A 19,027-nucleotide genomic window follows, 5' to 3' on the forward strand; every position below is an offset into this window, starting at 1 on the left:
GCCGCACCGTAATCAAAGCCCGCACTCCATGACCCGAGCGAGGTGGTGAACGTGACAGACGATCCCAAGACCCTGGTCTCGACCGACTGGCTGGCCCGGCATCTGTCGGATCCCGACCTTCGTATCCTCGATGCAAGCTGGTACCTGCCGGATATGGGCCGGGAAGGGCGCGCGGAATACGACGCCGCGCATATTCCCGGGGCGCGTTTCGTCGATATCGACGATCTGAGCGACGCGCGGTCGGACTTGCCGCACATGGCCCCGCCGCCCGAGAAGTTCATGAGCCGGATGCGTGCAATGGGCGTCGGTGACGGTCATCAGGTCGTGGTCTATGACGGCGCGGGCATGTTCTCCGCTGCGCGGATCTGGTGGCTATTCAAGTTGATGGGTCACGCCGATGTCGCGGTGCTCGACGGCGGCTTTCCGAAATGGCAAGCCGAGGGCCATCCCGTGGAGGATGTCGCGCCCGTGGTGCGCGATCGGCACATGACCGTGCGGCGCCAGGCCCATCTTGCACGCGATGTCACGCAGGTCTCTTCGGCGGCGAAACTTGGCGATCACGAGATCATCGACGCCCGCTCTCCCGGCCGCTTCCGGGGCGAGGAGGCGGAGCCGCGCCCAGGCATGCGCGCAGGTCACATTCCCGGCTCCAAGAACGTCCATTACGCGGCCTTGCTCAACGAGGACGGCACGATGAAGGCGCCCGACCAGCTTCGGGACGTGTTCGAGAGCGCCGGGATCGACCTTTCCAAGCCCGCAATCACCACCTGCGGATCCGGCGTCACCGCCGCGATCCTGAGCCTTGCCATGGAGCGGTTCGGCAAGAGCGACCATTCCCTTTATGACGGCTCCTGGTCCGAATGGGGCCAGTTTCCCACCTTGCCCGTCGCAACCGGAGACGACTGATGTTCGAACATCTCAAAGAACAACCCGCCGACAAGATCCTTGCCCTGATGCAGGCCTACAAGGACGATCCGCGCGAGGACAAGATCGACCTCGGGGTCGGCGTCTACAAGGACGCCACGGGCAACACGCCGATCATGCGCGCGATCAAGACCGCCGAGAAGCAGCTCTGGGAGGCCGAGGAGACGAAGGCTTATACCGGGCTCGCGGGCGATCCGAAATTCGGGGATCGCATGGCCGAGCTGGTGCTCGGCGACGCGGTTCCGCTCTCCAAGGTCGCGCGGGTCGCAACGCCCGGCGGCACCGGTGCGGTGCGCCAGGCCTTCGACATGATCCGCATGGCCAATCCCGATGCGCGCGTCTTCGTCTCGGATCCGACTTGGCCGAACCACCTGTCGATCCTGAAGCACATGGAGATTCCCCATGTTGCGTATCGGTATTTCGACAGCGAGACCGGCGGCGTCGATTTCGAGGGCATGATGTCCGATCTCGCGGAGGCAAAGCGCGGCGACATCGTGCTGCTGCACGGCTGCTGTCACAACCCGACGGGCGCGAACCTCAACATGGAGGAGTGGAAGGCGGTTGCGGACCTTCTGAACAAGCAGGGCGCGATCCCGATGATCGACATCGCCTACCAGGGATTCGGCGACGGGCTCGAGGACGACGCCGCTCCGACGCGCCTCGTTGCCGCGCATTGTCCCGAGACGCTGATCGCGGCCTCCTGTTCCAAGAATTTCGGCATCTACCGGGAGCGGACGGGCTGTCTGATGGCCATCGCCCACGAAGAAGGCCGCCACAAGGTGAACCAGGGCACGCTGGCCTATCTCAACCGGCAGAACTTTTCCTTCCCGCCCGATCACGGTGCGCGGCTGGTGCTGATGGTGCTGGGCGACGACGCGCTTCGCACCGATTGGGAGGCCGAGCTCGAGGACGTCCGCACCGGCATGCTGCGCCTGCGACAGCAACTCGCGGACGAGCTGCGCGAACGCTCCGGCTCGGACCGGTTCGGCTTTCTTGCGCAGCATCGCGGCATGTTCTCGCGGCTCGGCGTCGGACCCGACAAGGTCGAGGCGCTGCGGGAGAAACACGGGATCTACATGGTCGGCGACAGCCGCATGAACATCGCTGGCCTCAACGAGGAGACGGTGCCGAAGCTCGCCCGCGCGATCATCGACGTCGGCATTTGATCCGGCGGAGCGGGCGGCAGGGCCGCCCGCGCAGGTCATGTCGTCCGGGGCCATAGGCCCCGGTCTCCGGTTTGCCTCCGGCGGGAGTATTTATCGCCGGCTCATACATGAAGCGCAGACGCGAAACCCCCGCCGGCGTGAGGCGCGGCGGGGGTGGCCATGCATCCGTATGATCCGGCGCGGTCATCGGCGCTCCCGCCTGTACCGCGCGTCGACTTTGGCCGGGCCTGGTTAATTCAAGGTTTACGTGCGGTGATAGGGCGTTCCCGCCAGGATCGTGGCGGCGCGGTAGATCTGCTCGGCGAGCATCACGCGGGCCAGCATGTGCGGCCAGACCATCTCTCCGAGACTGAGCGTGGCGTCGGCACTGTCGCGAAAGGCATGGTCGAGCCCGTCCGCGCCGCCAATGGCGAAGACGACATCCTGCCGGCCGGTATCGCGCCACTTGGCCAGAAGATCCGCGAATTGAGGGGAAGACAGGCGCGCGCCGCGTTCGTCGAGGCAGCACAGTAGGGCACCTTTGGGCAGGGCGGCGGAGAGAAGAGCGGCCTCCGAGGCTGCGCCGCCGCCTTTCTTGTCCTCGACCTCGGTCACGTTTACCGGGCCGAGGCCGAGGCCCCGACCGGTCTTTCCCGCGCGGTCAAGGTAATCGTCAACGAGCGTTTTCTCCGGCCCCTTTCGGAGCCGGCCGACCACGCAGAGATGCAGCCGCACCTACTGGGCTTTGTGGGCCTGCGGCGCTGGCATCCACATCTTCTCGATCTGGTAGAACTCGCGCACTTCGGGACGGAAAACGTGAACGACCACGTCGCCCGCATCGATCAGAACCCAATCGCCGGTTTCCTTGCCCTCTGTCTTGGACAGGATGCCGTAGGCTTGTTTGAGATCGTCCGCGACCTTTTCTGCGATCGCTCCGATCTGGCGCGACGACCGGCCCGAGCAGACCACCATGTAATCGGCCATGGCGGATTTCCCGCGCAGATCGATCTGCACGACGTCTTCGGCCTTCATGTCGTCGAGGGTGTTCCGGATCGCGGCAAGCGTCGTCTCGCTTGCGGGTTCGGAATGAGTCTGGCCCGTCATCGGGCCGCCGATGTCAGCGGCATAGGCCGCGGAAGCATTAGGCACCAGGACAATGTCCTCCTCTGGATGACGCGCAGATTAACGCACCGCGCATGGCGTGAGTAAAAGATAGCATCGCGGGCATGAAATCTCAATGACACAGCCATCACGCGCCGTAAGGCACCCACACGGTCTTGATCTCGGTCGCGGCATCGAGGAACGCGCGGGCGCCTGCCTCGGGTCCGAACCAGTCGCGGCTCTTGCCGTAATTGACCCAGCTGCGCTTCAGGTTGCCCGCCGCACGGCGTTCGATTCCGGCGGAGAGATCCGCGCCGGAGAAGGACCAGACCGAGTCCACGTCCGCGTGATCGGCGAGTGTCTTCGCCAGATCCTCGTGCGGTCCGGTCAAAAGGTTCACGGCCCCTGGCGGGATGTCCGAGGTTTCGAGGAGCTGGGTCATCTCCTGCGCGATCAGTGGGAACGGTTCGGAGGCGACGAGTACCAGCCGGTTGCCCATCGCGAGCGCGGGCGCCATGACCGAGATCATTCCCAAGAGCGGCACCTCGTCCGGCAGGAGCGCGCCGATCACGCCGGTCGGTTCGCGGAGCGCCATCGCAAGGCCGCGCATGGGCACGGCGCGGGCCTCTCCTGCGAACTTGTCGGCCCAGGCCGCGGCATCGAAGAGACGCGATATAGCCGTTTCGACTTCTCTCGCGCCGGACTTCCCGCCGGTCATCGCGTTGAGGCGCTGCGCCAGTTCGTCGCTACGGGCCGAGAGGTTCTCACCGAGATAGTAGAGCACCTGCGCGCGCATATGGGCGGTGGCACCGGCCCAGCCTTTCGCGGCGCGTGCCGCCTCGACCGCGTTTCGCACATCCTTGCGGTTCGCGATAGGCGCCTGACCCAGTACCCGACCCTTGGCGTCGTAGACGACCTGCGCGTAGCCCCCATCGGGACGGGTCTGCTTGCCGCCGATATAGAGCTTGGCGGTGCGGTCCACGGCCTGCGGCTCCACGGCGTCGCCCTCGAACGGCTTGATGCGCTTCAGCGCCTTCGCGCTGCCGGCAGGCTTGGTGTAGGCCATGAGGCCCTCCGGGCCGCCCTCGCGGCCGAAGCCCGACTCGCGCATCCCGCCGAAGGGCGCGGCGGCATCGAACATGTTGGTGCCGTTGATCCAGACCACGCCCGAGACGAGCTGCGGCGCGATATCGAGCGCGACGTTGATGTTTTCGGACCAGACCGAAGCGGCTAGGCCGTACCGGGTGTTGTTGGCGAGTTCCACCGCCTCGGAGGGCGTGCGGAAGGTGGTCGATACGAGAACGGGGCCGAAGATCTCTTCCTGCATGAGCGGCGAGGCGGGCGCGAGATCGCTGATGAGCGTCGGAGGATAGAAGCAGCCCTCGGGAACGGGCGCATCGGCCCGGTAGACATCGCCCTCGGCCCCATCGACCAGCGCGCGGATTCGCGAGAGCTGCTCGGGATGCACGATCGCGCCGACATCGATGGACTTGTCCAGCGGATCGCCGACACGCAGCTTGTCCATCCGGGCGCGCAGCTTCTGGTGGAAGCGCTCCGCGATGCTCTCCTGCACCAAAAGACGCGAGCCCGCGCAGCAGACCTGCCCGCCATTGAACCAGATCGCATCGACAAGCCCTTCGACCGCGCTGTCGAGATCGGCGTCGTCGAAGACGATGTAGGGAGACTTCCCGCCAAGCTCGAGCGTCAGGGCCTTGCCACTGCCAGCCGTCGCCTCGCGGATCTTGCGGCCGACCTCGGTGGAGCCGGTGAACGCGACCTTGTCGACCTCGGCGGAGACCAGCGCCGCGCCGGTTACGCCATCGCCCGTGACGATGTTGACGACGCCCTTCGGCAGCCCTGCCTGCCGGCAGATATCGGCAAAGAGAAGCGCGGTGAGCGATGTCCACTCGGCGGGTTTCAGAACCACCGTATTGCCCATGGCAAGCGCGGGCGCGATCTTCCAGGACAGCATCAGGAGCGGGAAATTCCACGGCACGACCTGGCCGCAAACGCCGTGGGCAACGCGGCCCGGCATAGTGTCTTCCATGAGCTGCGCGCAGCCCGCGTGATGGTAGAAGTGCCGCTGGGCGAGGGGGATGTCGATGTCGCGGCTTTCCCGAATGGGCTTGCCGTTATCGAGGCTCTCCAGCACGGCGAAGAGCCGCGAATGTTTCTGCAAAAGCCGGGCGATCGCGTAGAGATGCCGGGCGCGGCCCGGCCCGCCAAGCTTTTCCCACGGCCCTTGTGCCTTGCGCGCGGCGGCGACAGCCTTTTCGACGTCGCTTTCGCTGCCTTGCGTGATCTCGGCAAGCACCTCGCCTGTAGCGGGGTTCGTCGTCTCGAACGTCTCGCCGGGCTTCTTGAAGCTGCCGTCGATGAAATGTCCGAACCGAGCGCCCTGGTCCGTGATCCAGGCCAAAGCGTCACCCGCGCCTTCTGGAGCAGTGCCGTAGTCCATTGTCTCGAAGATCTCTTTCACGCCCATTCGGGAATCCTCACGCCGATGCGTGCCGCCAGGCCGCCGAATAGGCGCCGGTGACATGGTGTTCCAGTTGCCGCTCGATATCGCCCAGAAGGCTCGAGGCGCCGAAGCGGAAGAGATGCGGCGAGAGCCAGTCGTCGCCCAGTTCTTCCTTGATGAGAGCGAGATAGGTCAGCGCGTCCTTCGCCTTGGAGATGCCGCCCGCGGGCTTGTAACCGATCCGGACGCCCGTCGCGTCGTGAAAGTCGCGGATTGCGCGGATCATCACCAGGCTGACGGGCAGGGTGGCGTTGACGCTTTCCTTGCCCGTCGAGGTCTTGATGAAATCTGCCCCCGCCATCATCGCAACGAGGCTCGCGCGGGCGACGTTCTGCAGCGTGCCAAGCTCGCCGGTCGCGAGGATCGCCTTCACATGTGCATCGCCGCAAGCCTCGCGGAAGGCGCGCATTTCGTCGTAAAGGGCCTGCCAACTGCCGGACAGGACATGGCGGCGCGAGATCACGATGTCGATCTCCTGCGCGCCGGCATTCACGCTTTCTCCGATCTCGGCGAGGCGCAGATGGAAGGGCGAGAGGCCCGCCGGAAAGCCTGTGGAGACGGCAGCGACCGGGATGCCCGAGCCTTCGAGGAAGGAAACGGCCGGCGCGACCATGTCGTGATAGACGCAGACCGCGCCGGTGGTCAGGCCTTCGAGCCCGAGCGCCTCGAGGATATCGGCGCGCACCGGCTGGCGCGCCTTGGCGCAGAGCCGCCGCACACGACCCTCCGTGTCATCGCCGGAGAGCGTGGTCAGGTCGATCATCGAAACCGCGCGGGCCAGCCAGGCGGCCTGGTGGTCCTTCTTCACGCTTCGGCGACCCGGCAGCGTCGCCGCACGCCGCTCGATCGCCGAGCGGTTCGCGGTCGCGCGCATGACCCAGTCGAGATCGAGCGCGAGCCCCGGATTTCGGGGCTCGACGGTCTGGGGCAGGTGCGTGGCGAGGCGTGTCTCGTGCATGGGAAAGCCGTCTTTCGGTAGATTAGCCGAACGGTCGCATGCGGAGCCTCCATGAGCAAGAAGTGCCGCGCCGTCACGCGGGCCGCCCCGGTATTGGATAACCCAAGCCATGAGGCCTGTGCGCTCGCGCAGGGAGGCTTTGCGCAGGTCGGCATGGACCTCTTCGGGCGTCGCCGTAGTTTTCCATCCAAAGCTCAGGAGGAAGACATGGGAAAGCTTGTCGACGGCGAATGGTTCGATCAGGGGTACGACACATCGAAGACGGGTGGCAAATTCGTCCGCTCGGAGACCGCGTTCCGCAACTGGATCACCGCAGATGGCAGCCCCGGGCCTTCGGGCGAGGGCGGCTTCAAGGCGGAAAGCGGCCGCTACCATCTGTATGTCAGCTATGCCTGTCCCTGGGCGCATCGCGCGCTCGTCTTCCGCGCCCTGAAAGGTCTCGAAGATCATATCGGCGTCTCGGTCGTGCATCCCGACATGTTGTCCGACGGCTGGACCTTCGATCAGGAGTTCAACGAAGCGACTGGCGACCGGCTCTACGATCTGCCTTTTGCACGGGATATATATCTCAAAGCGGACCCGAAGATGACGGGCCGCGTGACGGTGCCGATCCTGTGGGACAAGGAGCGCGAGACCATCGTCTCGAACGAGTCAGCCGAGATCATCCGCATGTTCAATTCGGCCTTCGACGAGATCACCGGGAACACGGACGATTATTGGCCGGAAGAGCTCCGCGACGCGATCGAGCCCGTGAATGCGCGGATCTACGATACGGTCAACAACGGTGTCTACAAGTCGGGCTTTGCCACGACGCAGGAGGCCTATGACGACGCCGTTCATCCGCTCTTCGAAAGCCTCGACTGGATCGAGGAGCGTCTTGGCGAGAACCGCTACCTCATGGGCGATCGGATCACCGAGGCAGACTGGCGGCTTTTCACCACGCTCATTCGCTTCGACAAGGTGTATCACGGGCACTTCAAGTGCAATCGCAATCGGATCGTCGATTATCCGCACATGTGGGGATATCTTCGCGAGCTGTATCAGTGGCCCGGCGTGGCGGAGACCGTGCATTTCGATCACATCGTGCGCCACTATCACTACAGCCATGAATCGGTGAATCCGTATCGCATCATCCCGATCGGCCCCGCGCTCGATCTGATGGCGCCGCATGGTCGGGAGTCCCTCAAGGCGGCGTGAGCCGCTTTTGCCCCGCGGGATCGGGTGGTAGATGTCGCGGGAATGATGAAGAGGACGCTCATGTTTCGCGCGATCGCCTGCACCGTGACCATTGCGGCTGGACCGGCCTTGGCTCAAACGCCTTGCGGCGGGCCGTTTAGGGATTTCGTAGAAGCGCTTTCGGCCGCGGCAGTGGAGCGCGGGCAGAACCCCGGTACGGTCGACGCGTTCTTTGACGGGATCAGGCAAGACCAGTCGGTGCTCGATGCCGATCGCCGTCAGGGGATCTTCCAGGCACCATTCATCGACTTCTCGCGCCGGCTCATCAGCTCGGATCGTCTCGAACGCGGACGGTCGCTTGGGCGCGACTATGCCACGACGTTCGAGGCGATCGAGGCGGAATACGGTGTGCCGCGTGGCATATTGCTCGCGTTCTGGGCCTTCGAGACGGATTACGGAAGCTTCCAAGGCGACTACAATACCGCGAACGCGCTGGTAACGCTCGCCCACGATTGCCGCCGCCCGGAGCTGTTCCGTCCCCAAGTGTTCGCCGCGCTTGAACTCTACGCGCAGGATGCCTTCGATCCAGATACGACGACCGGAGCCTGGGCGGGCGAGATCGGCATGGTGCAAATGCTGCCCGAGGACATTCTGACCAATGGTATAGACGCGGATGGTGATGGGCGCGTGTCGCTCAAGACCTCGCCGCGCGATGCATTGTTTTCGGGTGCTGCGATGCTGGCGGACCTCGGATGGCGGGCGGGCGAGCCTTGGCTCGAAGAGGTCGAGATGCCCGCTGAGTTCGACTGGTATGAAACGGGCCTCGAGACCCGTAAGCCCGCGTCCGACTGGGCTGCGCTCGGCGTCACCGCGCGGGATGGCGAGATCGATGCGCCGGATCTTCAAGCGTCGATCCTCTTGCCGCAGGGCAAGGATGGCCCGGCCTTTCTCGCCTATCCGAACTTTCCGGTGCTCTTCGAGTGGAACCAGAGTTTCACCTACGTTTTGACCGCCGCCTATTTCGCGACGCGCCTCGAAGGCGCTCAGATCTATGACGCCGGCAACCCCGAGCCGGGGCTGAACGGCGAGCAGATGGTCCGGCTGCAAGAGGCATTGCAGGCGCGCGGGTACGATGTAGGCGGCGCTGACGGAATCCTGGGCTCTGGCACGCGCGCCGCGGTGCGCGATGTGCAGCGAGAGTTGGGTCTGCCAGCGGATGCCTGGCCGACCCCGGAGCTCTTGGAGCGGCTTTAACCATAGGCTGCGGGCGCGCTTTACCGAATGATAGCCTTTATGGTATTGCCTTGGCATTCGGTATGATTTGAGTTCACATGCTCACCTCATGAAAGACCCGGCAGAGCTGCTACTCTGCCGGGTCACTCTTTTTCAGCCTATCGGCCGATCCAGAGCCGGATGATCGCGACGCACAGCATCGCGATGGCTATCACGACCATCCACTTTCGGTATGATTTTTCATTCAACTAGTCTCACCTCCTTTCACCGCGAAGGGTCGCGGCAGAAAGAGGAAGGCTGAACTTTGTTAAGACCGCGTTGCACCGCGCGGTCAAGCCACCATCTTCTCGGCCTTCTTGAGATCCACCGAGACGAGCTGGCTCACGCCCTGCTCCTGCATCGTCACACCGAACAATCGGTCCATCCGCGCCATCGTCACCGCGTGGTGCGTAATGATGAGGAAGCGTGTCTCGGTGCGGCGGCACATCTCGTCGAGCATGTCGCAGAACCGGGTGACGTTGGCATCGTCGAGCGGCGCGTCCACCTCGTCGAGCACGCAGATGGGGGCAGGATTCGCGAGGAAGACGGCGAAGATCAGCGCGAGCGCGGTCAGCGTCTGTTCGCCCCCCGACAGAAGCGACAGGGTCGAGAGCTTTTTGCCCGGCGGTTGGCACATGATCTCAAGACCGGCCTCGAGCGGATCGTCGCTCTCGACCATGACGAGGTTGGCCTCGCCACCGTTGAAGAGGTGGGTGAACAGCATCGAGAAGTTGGCGTCCACCTGCTCGAAGGCGGTCAAGAGCCGCTCCCGGCCCTCGCGGTTGAGAGAGGCGATACCCGAGCGCAGGGTCTTCACCGCTTCCTCGAGATCCTGTTTTTCGGACAACAGCGTGTCGTGTTCGGTCTGAACTTCGCGGGCATCCTCTTCGGCGCGCAGGTTCACCGCGCCGAGTGCGTCGCGTTGTCGTTTGAGGGCGTTGACCTGCGTATCGATTTCTTGCGCCGCGGGAATGGCATCGGGATCGACGCCGAGCTTCTCGAGAAGTTTTTGAGGGGTTGTTTCCTGCTCTTCGCTGACGCGTTCGGCGGCAGCGCTGCCAGCTTCGCGGGCGGACTCCGCGCGGGCTTCGGCTGCCGCACGGGATTCGCGAGCCTCTGAGGCGGTGCGCTCGGCATCGCGCTCCGCTGCGACCAGCTCGCGGAGCGACGTTTCGGCATCGGCAAGCGCGTCGGCAGCTTTCTTGCGGCGCACTTCCGCATCTTCGATGGAGCGGCTCAGCTTGTCGTGCTGTTCCTCCAGTTTGGCGGGAATTCCCTGCGCCGCGGCCAACTCGCTCTCGGCCTGTTCCTTTCGGCTCGTAAGCTCCGCGCTACGGCCCTTCGCGGTCTCAAGCCGGTGCCGCCACCCTGACAGCTCTTTGGTGACCTGCTGGCTGCGCGCCTTGCGGGCATCGCCCTCGCGGCGCAGCTCTTCATGGGCGGAGCGCTTGGCCATCATCGTCATGCGTGCGGCTTCAACGGTCAGCTTGATGTCCTCGACCTCGGCGCGCGCTGCGTCGAGATCGCCAAGCTCGGCCACCGCGCGTTCGGCCTCGACGACCTGTTTGCGGGCGGCGCTCGCCTCGTCGGCGTAGCGGGTGACGGAAAGCCGCGCGCTTTCGAGCCGGCCTTCGGCCATGTCGCGGTCCGCCTCGGCGCGGCTCACGGCGCGAGACGCCTCTGTCACGGCCTGGTCGGCTGCGCGGCGTGCCTCGCGCGCGTCCTTGTCGGCACGGGCAAGGTCGGTGAGGCGGGTCTGAAGAACCTCGTGCGCTTGCCGAGCCCCGGCGACCCGCGCCTCCGAATGCGCCATGTCCTGTTTCAGCGCCTCGAGGCGGTTCAGCTGTTCGAGGCGCAACGCGGCAGCCGACGGCATATCCTCCGCCCAGGCCCGGTAGCCATCCCAGCGCCAGAGATCACCCTCACGACTGACGAGCCGCTGGCCGGGCAAGAGCCGTGGCTGCAAGGTGTCACCCTCATCGGCGTCGACCAGTCCGATCTGGCTCATGCGGCGTTCGAGGACGGACGGGACCGAGACGTGCTGGGTGAGGGCCGTCACGCCGCTCGGCAGTGCTTGCGCGGCGTCGTAGGCGGGCAGCACGGTCCAGCCGGAGGGACCGTCCGCGTCGACTTCGGGCGCGCGCAGATCGTCGGCGAGCGCGGCGCCGAGCGCCTTCTCGAACCCTTGTTCGACCTGAAGCCGGTCGAGGATCTGCCCGCCTTCGGCGGTGTCGCGGTCGAGAAGCCGGGCAAGCGCCGTGACCTCCGCGCTGAGCGCGTTGAGCTCGCCTTCGGCAGAAGAGCGTTCGCTGCGCGCCTCGGCCTCGCGGGCCTGGGTGTCCGCGCGCGCGGTCTCGGCCTCCGACAGCACGGTTTCGGCGCGCCGCGCCGTCGCCTGTGCGTCGGTCAAGCGAGTCTCGGCCTCTGTCCGCGTCCCGCTGGCAGCCGAGAGTTTCGCCTCAGCGTCTGAAACGATCCCGCGCGCCTTCACCGCCTCGGCCTCGTTGCGTTCGAGCGTCTTACGCATGTCGGCAAGATAGCGATGGGCCGATTGGTGACGCGCGGACAGACGCGCCACATCCTCGGTACGCGTTGAAAGAAGATCCTCGCGCTCCTGCAGGATCGTGGCCGCCTCACTGGCCTCGCTTGCCGCACTCGACAGCCGATCCTCGTGGCCCTCGCCCGCCTTTGCGAGCTCGCGCGCCTCCCATTCGAGCCGCTCGATCGTCTCGCCCGCATCGCGGTTGAGGCCGGTCTCGCGTTCGATATCGCGGGCAAGCTGCTCGATGCGGCCGGTCAGAGTGCGGATCGTGTCCTCGGCGCGGGCCTTCTCGTCTTTGAGCGTATCGCGCTCCACCGTCAGGCGCTGCAGGATCGCGGCCGCAACGGCTTCTTCCTCGCGAAGGGGCGGCAGTGCGCTCTCCTGTGCCTCGCGCGTCTTTCCGGCCTCGCGCGCGGCGGTCTCGGCACGGGCGGCCTCGGTCAGTTTGCCGCGCAGCACCTCCTCAGCGCTGGCACGCGCGGCGTCGGCATCCTTCCAGCGCCGGTAGAGGAGGAGCCCCTCTGCATGGCGCAGATCCTCACCGATGGCGCGATAGCGCGCCGCCTGTTTGGCTTGTCGCGCAAGGCTCGAGAGCTGACTGGCCAGCCCTTCGATCACATCGTCGACGCGGGTGAGGTTCGCCTCGGTGTTCTTCAGCTTGAGTTCCGCCTCGTGGCGGCGCTGGTAGAGGCCGGCGATCCCTGCCGCGTCCTCGAGGATCCGCCGCCGGGCCTTGGGCTTGGCGTTGATCAGCTCAGAAATTTGGCCCTGACGAACGAGCGCGGGCGATTGCGACCCCGTCGCGGCATCGGCGAAGAGCATCTGCACATCCCGCGCGCGGGTATCCTTGCCGTTGGCCTTGTAGGCCGAGCCGACATCGCGCGTGATGCGGCGCACGATCTCGATCTGGTCCTGGTCGTTGAAGCCGGAGGGGGCGAGCCGGTCGGAATTGTCGATCTGAAGCACGACCTCGGCGAAATTTCGGGCCGGGCGGGAGGCGGCGCCTGCGAAGATCACATCTTCCATTCCGCCGCCACGCATCGCGGTCGGGCGGTTCTCGCCCATGACCCAACGCAGCGCTTCGAGTAGATTAGACTTGCCGCAGCCATTGGGGCCCACCACGCCTGTCAGACCCTCGGCAATGACGAGGTCCGTGGGGTCGACGAAGCTTTTGAAGCCTGTGAGTTTCAGTTTCGAAAAGCGCACGTTCTGGAGGCTCCCGATTCCGCGGTTGAGGGAAAGCGTGCGAAGACGGCTGTCTTGAGTCAAACAAATTGCGCCGTATATCGGGTTTGCAGCGCCTTTATCCACAAGATATCGCGTAAAAGGCGAGATATTGCCGGCTTGACGCAAGGGCCCGCCGGCCTTGTGGTATGTCGCATAACGCTGACATCTGGCCGGAGCCCGTCATGGAAATCGTCATCGCGCACCCGTCCGATCCAAGCATTGCGACCGTCCTTCGGCAAAGCCACGCGTTGATGCAGGCGCTCTTCCCGCCCGAGCATAACAGCTTTCTCGATCTCGACGCGCTGGCCGCCCCCGGCATCACGCTATGGGCGGCACGCGACGACAGCCGGGTTCTCGGCACCGTCGCGCTGATGCGCTGCGACGGATATGGCGAGGTGAAGTCGCTCTTTGTGACCGAGGCCGCACGAGGCACCGGACTGGCGCACCGGATTCTGGAGCACCTTGAAGGCGCAGCGGCGGGCGAGGGCATCGGGCTTCTTCGGCTCGAGACCGGAAATCTTCTGGACGCAGCCGCTCGGCTTTACACCCGGATGGGCTATGTCCGGCGTGGCCCGTTCGGTGAATACAGGGAGAACGGCACTTCGGTCTTCTACGAAAAACCGCTCATCCGCGTGTGCAGTTGAGGGAGATGTCGCTGGAGACGAGGGCATCGGTGATGGCACGCGATGCGGTGATAGCGTGGCACGACCAGTTCTGGGTGCGCGGCATCTTGGGCGGAGGCGGGCCACCCGGACAATCGAGCGCCATCATCATCACCGCCTGATCGCCCATGATCCATGCGACATCGCAGCCGGTTCGCGCCTCGGCGGCGCGCCCGGCCTTGGTGGCGACCGTCTGAAAACGCGGCATCATTTCGGGTGAGATTCGCTGCGCCTCGATCAGCGGCCCGGTTCGACGGAAGAGGAAAGAGCTGCCATCCTGGCTCACCCGTTCGGGCTCGATACCTCCAAAGCCCGGCCCACCGGTGTTGCAGGCGGCGAGAATGAAGAGAAGAAGGGCGAGCAGCCAGCGCATTCGGCGAGGCTACCGCGCGCTGTCCTAACGCTGTGTTAACTCACGCGCCATTTCGCGGACAAGGCGCTGAGGCCGCGCGAGAGGAAGGTCACATCCGATCCGACGGCCACGAATTGCGCGCCCGCATCGAAATGGCCCTCGATTGCGTCTTCGGAGAAATCGATGATCCCGGCAGCCTTGCCCGACGCGGCGATCCGCCCAAGCGTTTCGGCGACGACTTTACGCATCTCCGGCGCATCGGCGCGGCCCGGAAAGCCCAGATCCGCCGAGAGATCGGCGGGTCCGACAAAGACACCGTCCACGCCCTCGACCTCGAGGATCTCGTCCAGTGCCTCGAGCGCCGCGCCTGTCTCGACCTGCACGATCAGGCACATCTCGTCATTCGCGGTCGCTGCATAGTCTGGAGTGCGTCCGAAATTCGTCGCTCTCGCCAGCGCGCCGCCCATCCCGCGGATACCTTCGGGCGGATAGCGCATGGCACGGACGAGGGCGCGCGCCTCTGCGGCTGAATTGACCATCGGGATCAGCAAGGATTGCACGCCGGTGTCGAGCACCTGCTTGATGAGCCAGGGCTCCCCCATCGGAAGGCGCACGACCGGGTGCGTATGCGGTTCGATCACCTGCACCTGGCGCACGATCGCGGCGAGGTCGTTCGGCGAATGCTCTCCGTCGATCAGAACCCAGTCGAAGCCGGAGCGCGCGACGATCTCGGAAGCATAGGGATCCGCGAGACCCATCCAGAGACCGATTTGCCGCTGCCCCTGTGCGAGCGCGTCCTTGAACAGATTCTTCGGTGCGGACATATGTTCGGTCTTTCGCAAAATGGACCTGCGCGTCAGCGCCGGCCCCAGAGTTTCCAGGCCGACCAGATCGCGGTGCCGAGGAAGAAGACGCCCGCGATACCGAAAACCTCGAAGAGGGCGGGACCGCGCGGCATTCCGCGCATTGCCACGGCAACGGCGAGAAGGCCAAGTCCGCATAGCGAAAAGCAGAGGCGGAAGATCAGTTCGCCCCGGCTTGGACCTCCGGCTGCCATCAGAAATCCACCTCGACGCCGGGCAGGTTCAGCGTCTTCATCAGGTCGCGCAGCTCCTGCCGGGCGGCGATGTTGGAGATGTTGAGCTGCTTGACCCCGATATCCTTGAGATCGAGCAGCGTCAGCCCGCGCGGGAAGAGTTCGCGGAAGATCACTCGCTCTGAAAAGCCCGGCGCGATGCGGAAGCCGATCCGCTTGGACAGACGCTCGAGCGCCTTTTCCATCTTCTGCTTGTTGACCATTTGCTGCGCGCCGAGCCGGTTGCGGAGCACGACCCAGTCGATCGGCTGAAGCCCGGCCTGCGCCCGAAGCTGGCGGGCATGCCAGACCATCTCCGAATAGACCGAAGGCCCTTCGATCTTCTCGCCGTCCGCGCCGATATGGGCGAGCAGGTCGAAATCGACGAAACTGTCATTGAGCGGTGTCACCAGCGTATCGGCAAGCGAATGCGCTACTTGGCTCAACCGGGTATGCGAACCCGGACAGTCGATCAGGACAAAATCGCTTTCCGGCTCCAGAACCGCGACCGCGGCCGACAGGCGATGGTCGTAGGCATTCTCGCCGGGCTGCAGCGTCTCCTTGTCGATCTCGGGCAATTCCATGTAGCGCGGCGAGGGCAAGTCGAGCCCTTCGGCCTCCATGAACGCCTTCCGATTGCGGACGTAGCGGCCAAAGCTCTGCTGCCGCAAATCCAGATCGAGCGTGCCGACGCGAAAGCCCTGCCGCGCGAGCGCGGAGGCGATATGCATCGAGACGGTGGACTTCCCCGCGCCACCCTTCTCGTTCCCGACCACAATGATATGTGCCACGTGGTTCCCCAGATATTCCCCAAAAGTTCTTGGGCGCTACGGTATCTTGGGGGCTGCCACAAGTGAAGGCGTCACGGCATCTGAAGCGGAATCCGCGGCGCGGAAGCCACTACGGAAATGTGAGGTCCGCGACGACGGGATAATGGTCGGACGGCCAGTCGCCCGCGAACTTGCGCTGCAGCGTGACCGGCCCGGACACCGCGTTCATGCCGGGGCTGATCGCGATATGGTCGATCGCGCCGAAAAGATTGATGCCGAGATCGAAATGATAGGTGGAGCCGGGAACGTCGAGAAATCGCAGCCCTGCCGCTTCGAGCGTCTCGGTTGTTGGGGAGCCGAGGCGGGCATTCAGATCGCCGGTCAGGATCACCGGCTCGCCCCGCTCGAGAAACGGGTCGATGCGGCGCGCCGTCAGCTCGGCCGACAGGATGCGATTGGACCCAGATGAGTATTCGTAATGCACGTTCATCACGGCAAAGACCGGCCCGCCGTCACGCGGCCGGAACCGTGCCCAGGACGCGAAGGCCGGGTAGGATCCGTCGAAGGTGCGGGAATAAATCACGTCAGGCGTGTCCGAAAAGAAGAACCAGCCTTGTTCTACAAGCTCATAGCGCTGGGTCCGGTAAAAGATCGGCTGTGTCGACGGAAACTCTCGCCAATCGCCGACCGCCGCCGCGGCATAATCTGGGTTTCGCTCCAGAAGGTAGCTGCGTGCGAGGTTCACGTCATCCGAGTTGCCGCCTGCAAAGCTCTCCATCTCCTGAAACGCGACGATATCGGCGCCGAGAGCCTTGAACGCGGCGTCCATCGACGGCGCGCGCGCCGTCCAATCGCCGCGTGACCACGGGCCGTCGGCGCGGTTGTACCAGATGTAATGCACGTTATGCGTGGCGACCCGGTGCGCCCCGTTCTGCTTTGCGGGCAGGTCCGGATCGACGGAGTTTCCGACCTGAAGGGCGCAGGCCACGAGCACAAGCAGCGCAGCCATAAGACCGCCCGCCTTCGCAATCCGTATCAAGATGGTCATGGTTCGCCGCCTGACTTTCGTCTCTGTTCGGACCCTGATGGCCTTGTTGCGCGTTAAGACACTTATAGTGACTTATAGGACGGGCCCGATATGTCGAACACGGCACCGAAGACGTCGCAGCGAAAAAGCGGCACATCCGCGAAGACGACATCCTCTGCCAAAGCGGCGAAGAGCGAAGCGCGCGACCGCGTGCGGCACAAGCAGAAAATCGGCAGCCGTCTCGAAGAATATCGCCGTTTGACGGAGGCCTATGTCGCCTCGCCGATCACGATGCGCCCGAAGGACATCACCGGGCAGGATCGGCGCCATCATGTGCGCGAGACCATCCTCGAGGACCATGCGGTTCGGATCGACCAGCAAGCTTTCGGAACGAAGGAGAAGTTCGACAAGCTCGCGTCCTCGCTCTTCAAGTTCTTCCGCGGCACTTCGCTGCTTTTTCACCGCGACATGCTGGGCGAAGATGCCCGGATGCCGACGGTCTTGGCGCTGGGCGATGTGCATCCCGAGAATTTCGGCGTAATGCCCAATGCTGATAACGTGCCGATCTTTGGCGTGAACGATTTCGACGATGCGATCTACGCGCCGTTCTCGTGGGATCTCAAGCGTGGCACGGCAGGCTTCATGATCGCCGCGGAGGAAGAGGGCGGCTACAAGCGCAAGAAGCAGAAGAAGATCGCGCGCAAATTCCTCAAGGGCTATTTTGACGGCATGGCGCATTTCGCGCGCTACGAGACCGAAAGCAGCGAACAGATGCGGGAGGACAATGCCCCGAAGGTCATCAAGCGCCTGTTCGAGGAAGCCAAGAAGCCGCGCGAAGACTGGCTGTGGGATCGCTATCTCAATGAAACCGGCACGGGCTTCCGTGCCAGCGATGAGCTGACGCCGATCTCGACGCGCTGCGACGAGTTTCAGAAGCTCATCGACAAGCTTGGCAAGCAGAACAACATCGAGGGAACGGGGCGGATCGGCTCACTGAAACTCAAGGATGTCGCGATGCGGCACGGGCAGGGCACCGCGTCGCTCGGGCTGCCGCGCTATTACTGCCTTCTGGAGGGGCCGTCGCAGAACGCGACCGACGACCTGATCGTCGAGTTCAAGAAGGCACGCCATTCCGCGCTCGACGGGCTGGTGCCGCCGCACGAGTTCGATGCTGGCGAAAAAGGCGACCGGATCGCGCACGGACAGTCCGTCCACCTCGCAAAAGGCGATGTTTTTTACGGGAGCGCCGAAATCGACGGCGAGAGCTTTATGACCCGCGAACGTGCGCCATTCCGCGAGGATATCGACCTCGACGATTTGTCGAAGAAGTCATGGAAAGCCTACGCCCATGCATGCGGATGGGTGCTTGCGCAGGCCCATGCGCGCTCGGACGAGGCGGGTCAGCTCGACTACGATGTCGAGCAGAGCATCCTTGAGGCGGTGATGCCGCAACCCCTCTATATTGAGGATGTGATCCGCAGCGCAGAGGAAGCCGTCGAACGGCTGCGTAGGGATCATGTGTTCTACAAGGAAGATCTCAAGAGAGGGGCCTTCGACAACACCCTCAGCCACTATCGCTAAGGGACGGTGATGCCTTTCTCGGCCAGCACGACGTGACGGGGAAGCCAGTCGTAGCGCGCATCCTCTAGGGTTGGTCCCCAATAGAGGACACCGCCCTTGCGCCATGGGTCTATGACGAGACCTTCCTGCATGGTTTTCCCGCGCGCACTCATGATGAGCGTGGAATGCTCGAGGCGCAGAATGTTACGCGGCGGCGCAACGGCGCGGTGCAGGTCGAGCGTCGCGAAATTCTCCGACCGCATCCGGCGTTCCATGTCCTGCGCCCAGTGCCAGCACAGCCCGCGCGGCTTGAGGCCGGCATTGACCTTGGTGTTGTGAACGACAGGGCTGTCCTCGATCTCGTAAAGAGCGCGCAACTCGAGCGGATAGGTCACGGCGATACGCGCGGCGCGGTCTGCCTCCTCGGGATCGACGTTGGGATCGAGTTCGAGGAAGGCCTGCCGAAGCGCCGCGATCTCGGTGCGCGTAACGTCCGGCGTCTCGGGAATTGGCGCCGCGGCACAGGCGGTCAGAAGCGCGGCTAGGCAGACGAAGAGCGTGGTGCGCAGGTAGGCCAGGATTGTCATGGATGCTCGTATCCCTCACGTCCCGTGTTTTGAGCCCGCTTACCCCGGATTGCCGCATCTGTCGAATGACAGAGCCGGGAGGCCAACGAAAAACGCCGCCCCGACGCGGGAGCGGCGTTCGATCTTGC

The 19,027-nt window shown here is 64.4% G+C and carries 17 protein-coding genes; 6 read left to right on the forward strand and 11 right to left on the reverse strand.

Features of this window, described 5'->3' with window-relative positions; translation table 11 throughout:
* Window positions 1-51 precede the first annotated feature (51 nt).
* Together sseA and FIU91_RS01040 are read left to right on the forward strand one after the other, a co-directional pair.
* The gene (sseA, locus tag FIU91_RS01035; protein WP_152461081.1) at window positions 52-906 is read left to right on the forward strand and encodes a 3-mercaptopyruvate sulfurtransferase; all 855 of its coding nucleotides are present in this window, start codon (window positions 52-54) and stop codon (window positions 904-906) included.
* Complete coding sequence (locus FIU91_RS01040; RefSeq protein ID WP_152461082.1) at window positions 906-2,090, forward strand: amino acid aminotransferase; 1,185 nt, start codon at window positions 906-908, stop codon at window positions 2,088-2,090. The genes sseA and FIU91_RS01040 overlap by 1 nt, the downstream gene beginning before the upstream one ends.
* A 243-nt stretch (window positions 2,091-2,333) precedes the next feature.
* Here the strand turns inward: FIU91_RS01040 and rlmH are convergent, their stop codons facing one another.
* The 4 genes from rlmH to deoC form a co-directional block, all read right to left on the reverse strand.
* Complete coding sequence (rlmH, locus tag FIU91_RS01045) at window positions 2,334-2,804, reverse strand: 23S rRNA (pseudouridine(1915)-N(3))-methyltransferase RlmH (RefSeq protein WP_093012159.1); 471 nt, start codon at window positions 2,802-2,804, stop codon at window positions 2,334-2,336.
* Window positions 2,805-3,173, reverse strand: a complete 369-nt coding sequence (gene rsfS, locus FIU91_RS01050; protein ID WP_152463606.1) for a ribosome silencing factor — start codon at window positions 3,171-3,173, stop codon at window positions 2,805-2,807. It lies immediately after the preceding gene.
* Between the two features lie 145 nt (window positions 3,174-3,318).
* Entirely contained in the window at window positions 3,319-5,655 is a 2,337-nt protein-coding gene (locus tag FIU91_RS01055; protein ID WP_152461083.1) for an aldehyde dehydrogenase family protein, read from the reverse strand.
* Window positions 5,656-5,665: 10 nt separating this feature from the next.
* A complete protein-coding gene (gene deoC / locus FIU91_RS01060) occupies window positions 5,666-6,649 on the reverse strand; it encodes a deoxyribose-phosphate aldolase (protein ID WP_152461084.1) in 984 nt (327 codons plus the stop codon).
* A gap of 207 nt (window positions 6,650-6,856) precedes the next feature.
* Here deoC and FIU91_RS01065 point away from each other — a divergent pair, with 207 nt between their 5' ends.
* The gene (locus FIU91_RS01065) at window positions 6,857-7,846 is read left to right on the forward strand and encodes a glutathione S-transferase family protein (RefSeq protein ID WP_152463607.1); all 990 of its coding nucleotides are present in this window, start codon (window positions 6,857-6,859) and stop codon (window positions 7,844-7,846) included.
* 60 nt (window positions 7,847-7,906) lie between these two features.
* A complete protein-coding gene (locus FIU91_RS01070; protein ID WP_254702011.1) occupies window positions 7,907-9,079 on the forward strand; it encodes a lytic murein transglycosylase in 1,173 nt (390 codons plus the stop codon).
* Between the two features lie 310 nt (window positions 9,080-9,389).
* Here the strand turns inward: FIU91_RS01070 and smc are convergent, their stop codons facing one another.
* Window positions 9,390-12,845 carry a chromosome segregation protein SMC gene (smc, locus tag FIU91_RS01075; protein ID WP_152461086.1) on the reverse strand — a complete coding sequence of 1,152 codons (3,456 nt, stop codon included), beginning with the start codon at window positions 12,843-12,845 and terminating at the stop codon, window positions 9,390-9,392.
* Between the two features lie 203 nt (window positions 12,846-13,048).
* Here smc and FIU91_RS01080 point away from each other — a divergent pair, with 203 nt between their 5' ends.
* Window positions 13,049-13,510 carry a GNAT family N-acetyltransferase gene (locus FIU91_RS01080; protein ID WP_152461087.1) on the forward strand — a complete coding sequence of 154 codons (462 nt, stop codon included), beginning with the start codon at window positions 13,049-13,051 and terminating at the stop codon, window positions 13,508-13,510.
* On the opposite strand, the gene FIU91_RS01085 is transcribed toward FIU91_RS01080, so the two are convergent.
* The 5 genes from FIU91_RS01085 to FIU91_RS01105 form a co-directional block, all read right to left on the reverse strand.
* Complete coding sequence (locus FIU91_RS01085; RefSeq protein ID WP_152461088.1) at window positions 13,491-13,901, reverse strand: hypothetical protein; 411 nt, start codon at window positions 13,899-13,901, stop codon at window positions 13,491-13,493. The two genes, FIU91_RS01080 and FIU91_RS01085, sit on opposite strands and share 20 nt — an antisense overlap.
* 35 nt (window positions 13,902-13,936) lie before the next feature.
* Window positions 13,937-14,704: an HpcH/HpaI aldolase/citrate lyase family protein gene (locus FIU91_RS01090; protein WP_152461089.1), complete on the reverse strand. Its 768-nt coding sequence runs from the start codon at window positions 14,702-14,704 to the stop codon at window positions 13,937-13,939.
* Between the two features lie 32 nt (window positions 14,705-14,736).
* On the reverse strand, window positions 14,737-14,937 hold the full coding sequence (locus FIU91_RS01095) for a hypothetical protein (protein ID WP_093012177.1): 201 nt from the start codon (window positions 14,935-14,937) through the stop codon (window positions 14,737-14,739).
* Window positions 14,937-15,746 (reverse strand): division plane positioning ATPase MipZ, encoded by an 810-nt coding sequence (locus FIU91_RS01100; protein ID WP_093012180.1) that lies wholly within the window; start codon window positions 15,744-15,746, stop codon window positions 14,937-14,939. Before FIU91_RS01100 ends, FIU91_RS01095 begins: the two co-directional genes overlap by 1 nt.
* A 109-nt stretch (window positions 15,747-15,855) precedes the next feature.
* Window positions 15,856-16,773 carry an endonuclease/exonuclease/phosphatase family protein gene (locus tag FIU91_RS01105; RefSeq protein WP_152461090.1) on the reverse strand — a complete coding sequence of 306 codons (918 nt, stop codon included), beginning with the start codon at window positions 16,771-16,773 and terminating at the stop codon, window positions 15,856-15,858.
* A 90-nt stretch (window positions 16,774-16,863) separates the two neighbouring features.
* Between FIU91_RS01105 and FIU91_RS01110 the strand changes: the two genes are divergently transcribed.
* Window positions 16,864-18,333, forward strand: coding sequence for a DUF2252 domain-containing protein (locus FIU91_RS01110; RefSeq protein WP_152461091.1), 1,470 nt, complete (start codon window positions 16,864-16,866; stop codon window positions 18,331-18,333).
* Here FIU91_RS01110 and FIU91_RS01115 read toward each other — a convergent pair.
* Window positions 18,330-18,899, reverse strand: a complete 570-nt coding sequence (locus FIU91_RS01115) for a hypothetical protein (protein WP_152461092.1) — start codon at window positions 18,897-18,899, stop codon at window positions 18,330-18,332. The genes FIU91_RS01110 and FIU91_RS01115 overlap by 4 nt on opposite strands.
* Window positions 18,900-19,027 lie beyond the last annotated feature (128 nt).

Source organism: Roseivivax sp. THAF30 (genome assembly GCF_009363575.1).
GTDB classification, from domain to species: domain Bacteria; phylum Pseudomonadota; class Alphaproteobacteria; order Rhodobacterales; family Rhodobacteraceae; genus Roseivivax; species Roseivivax halotolerans.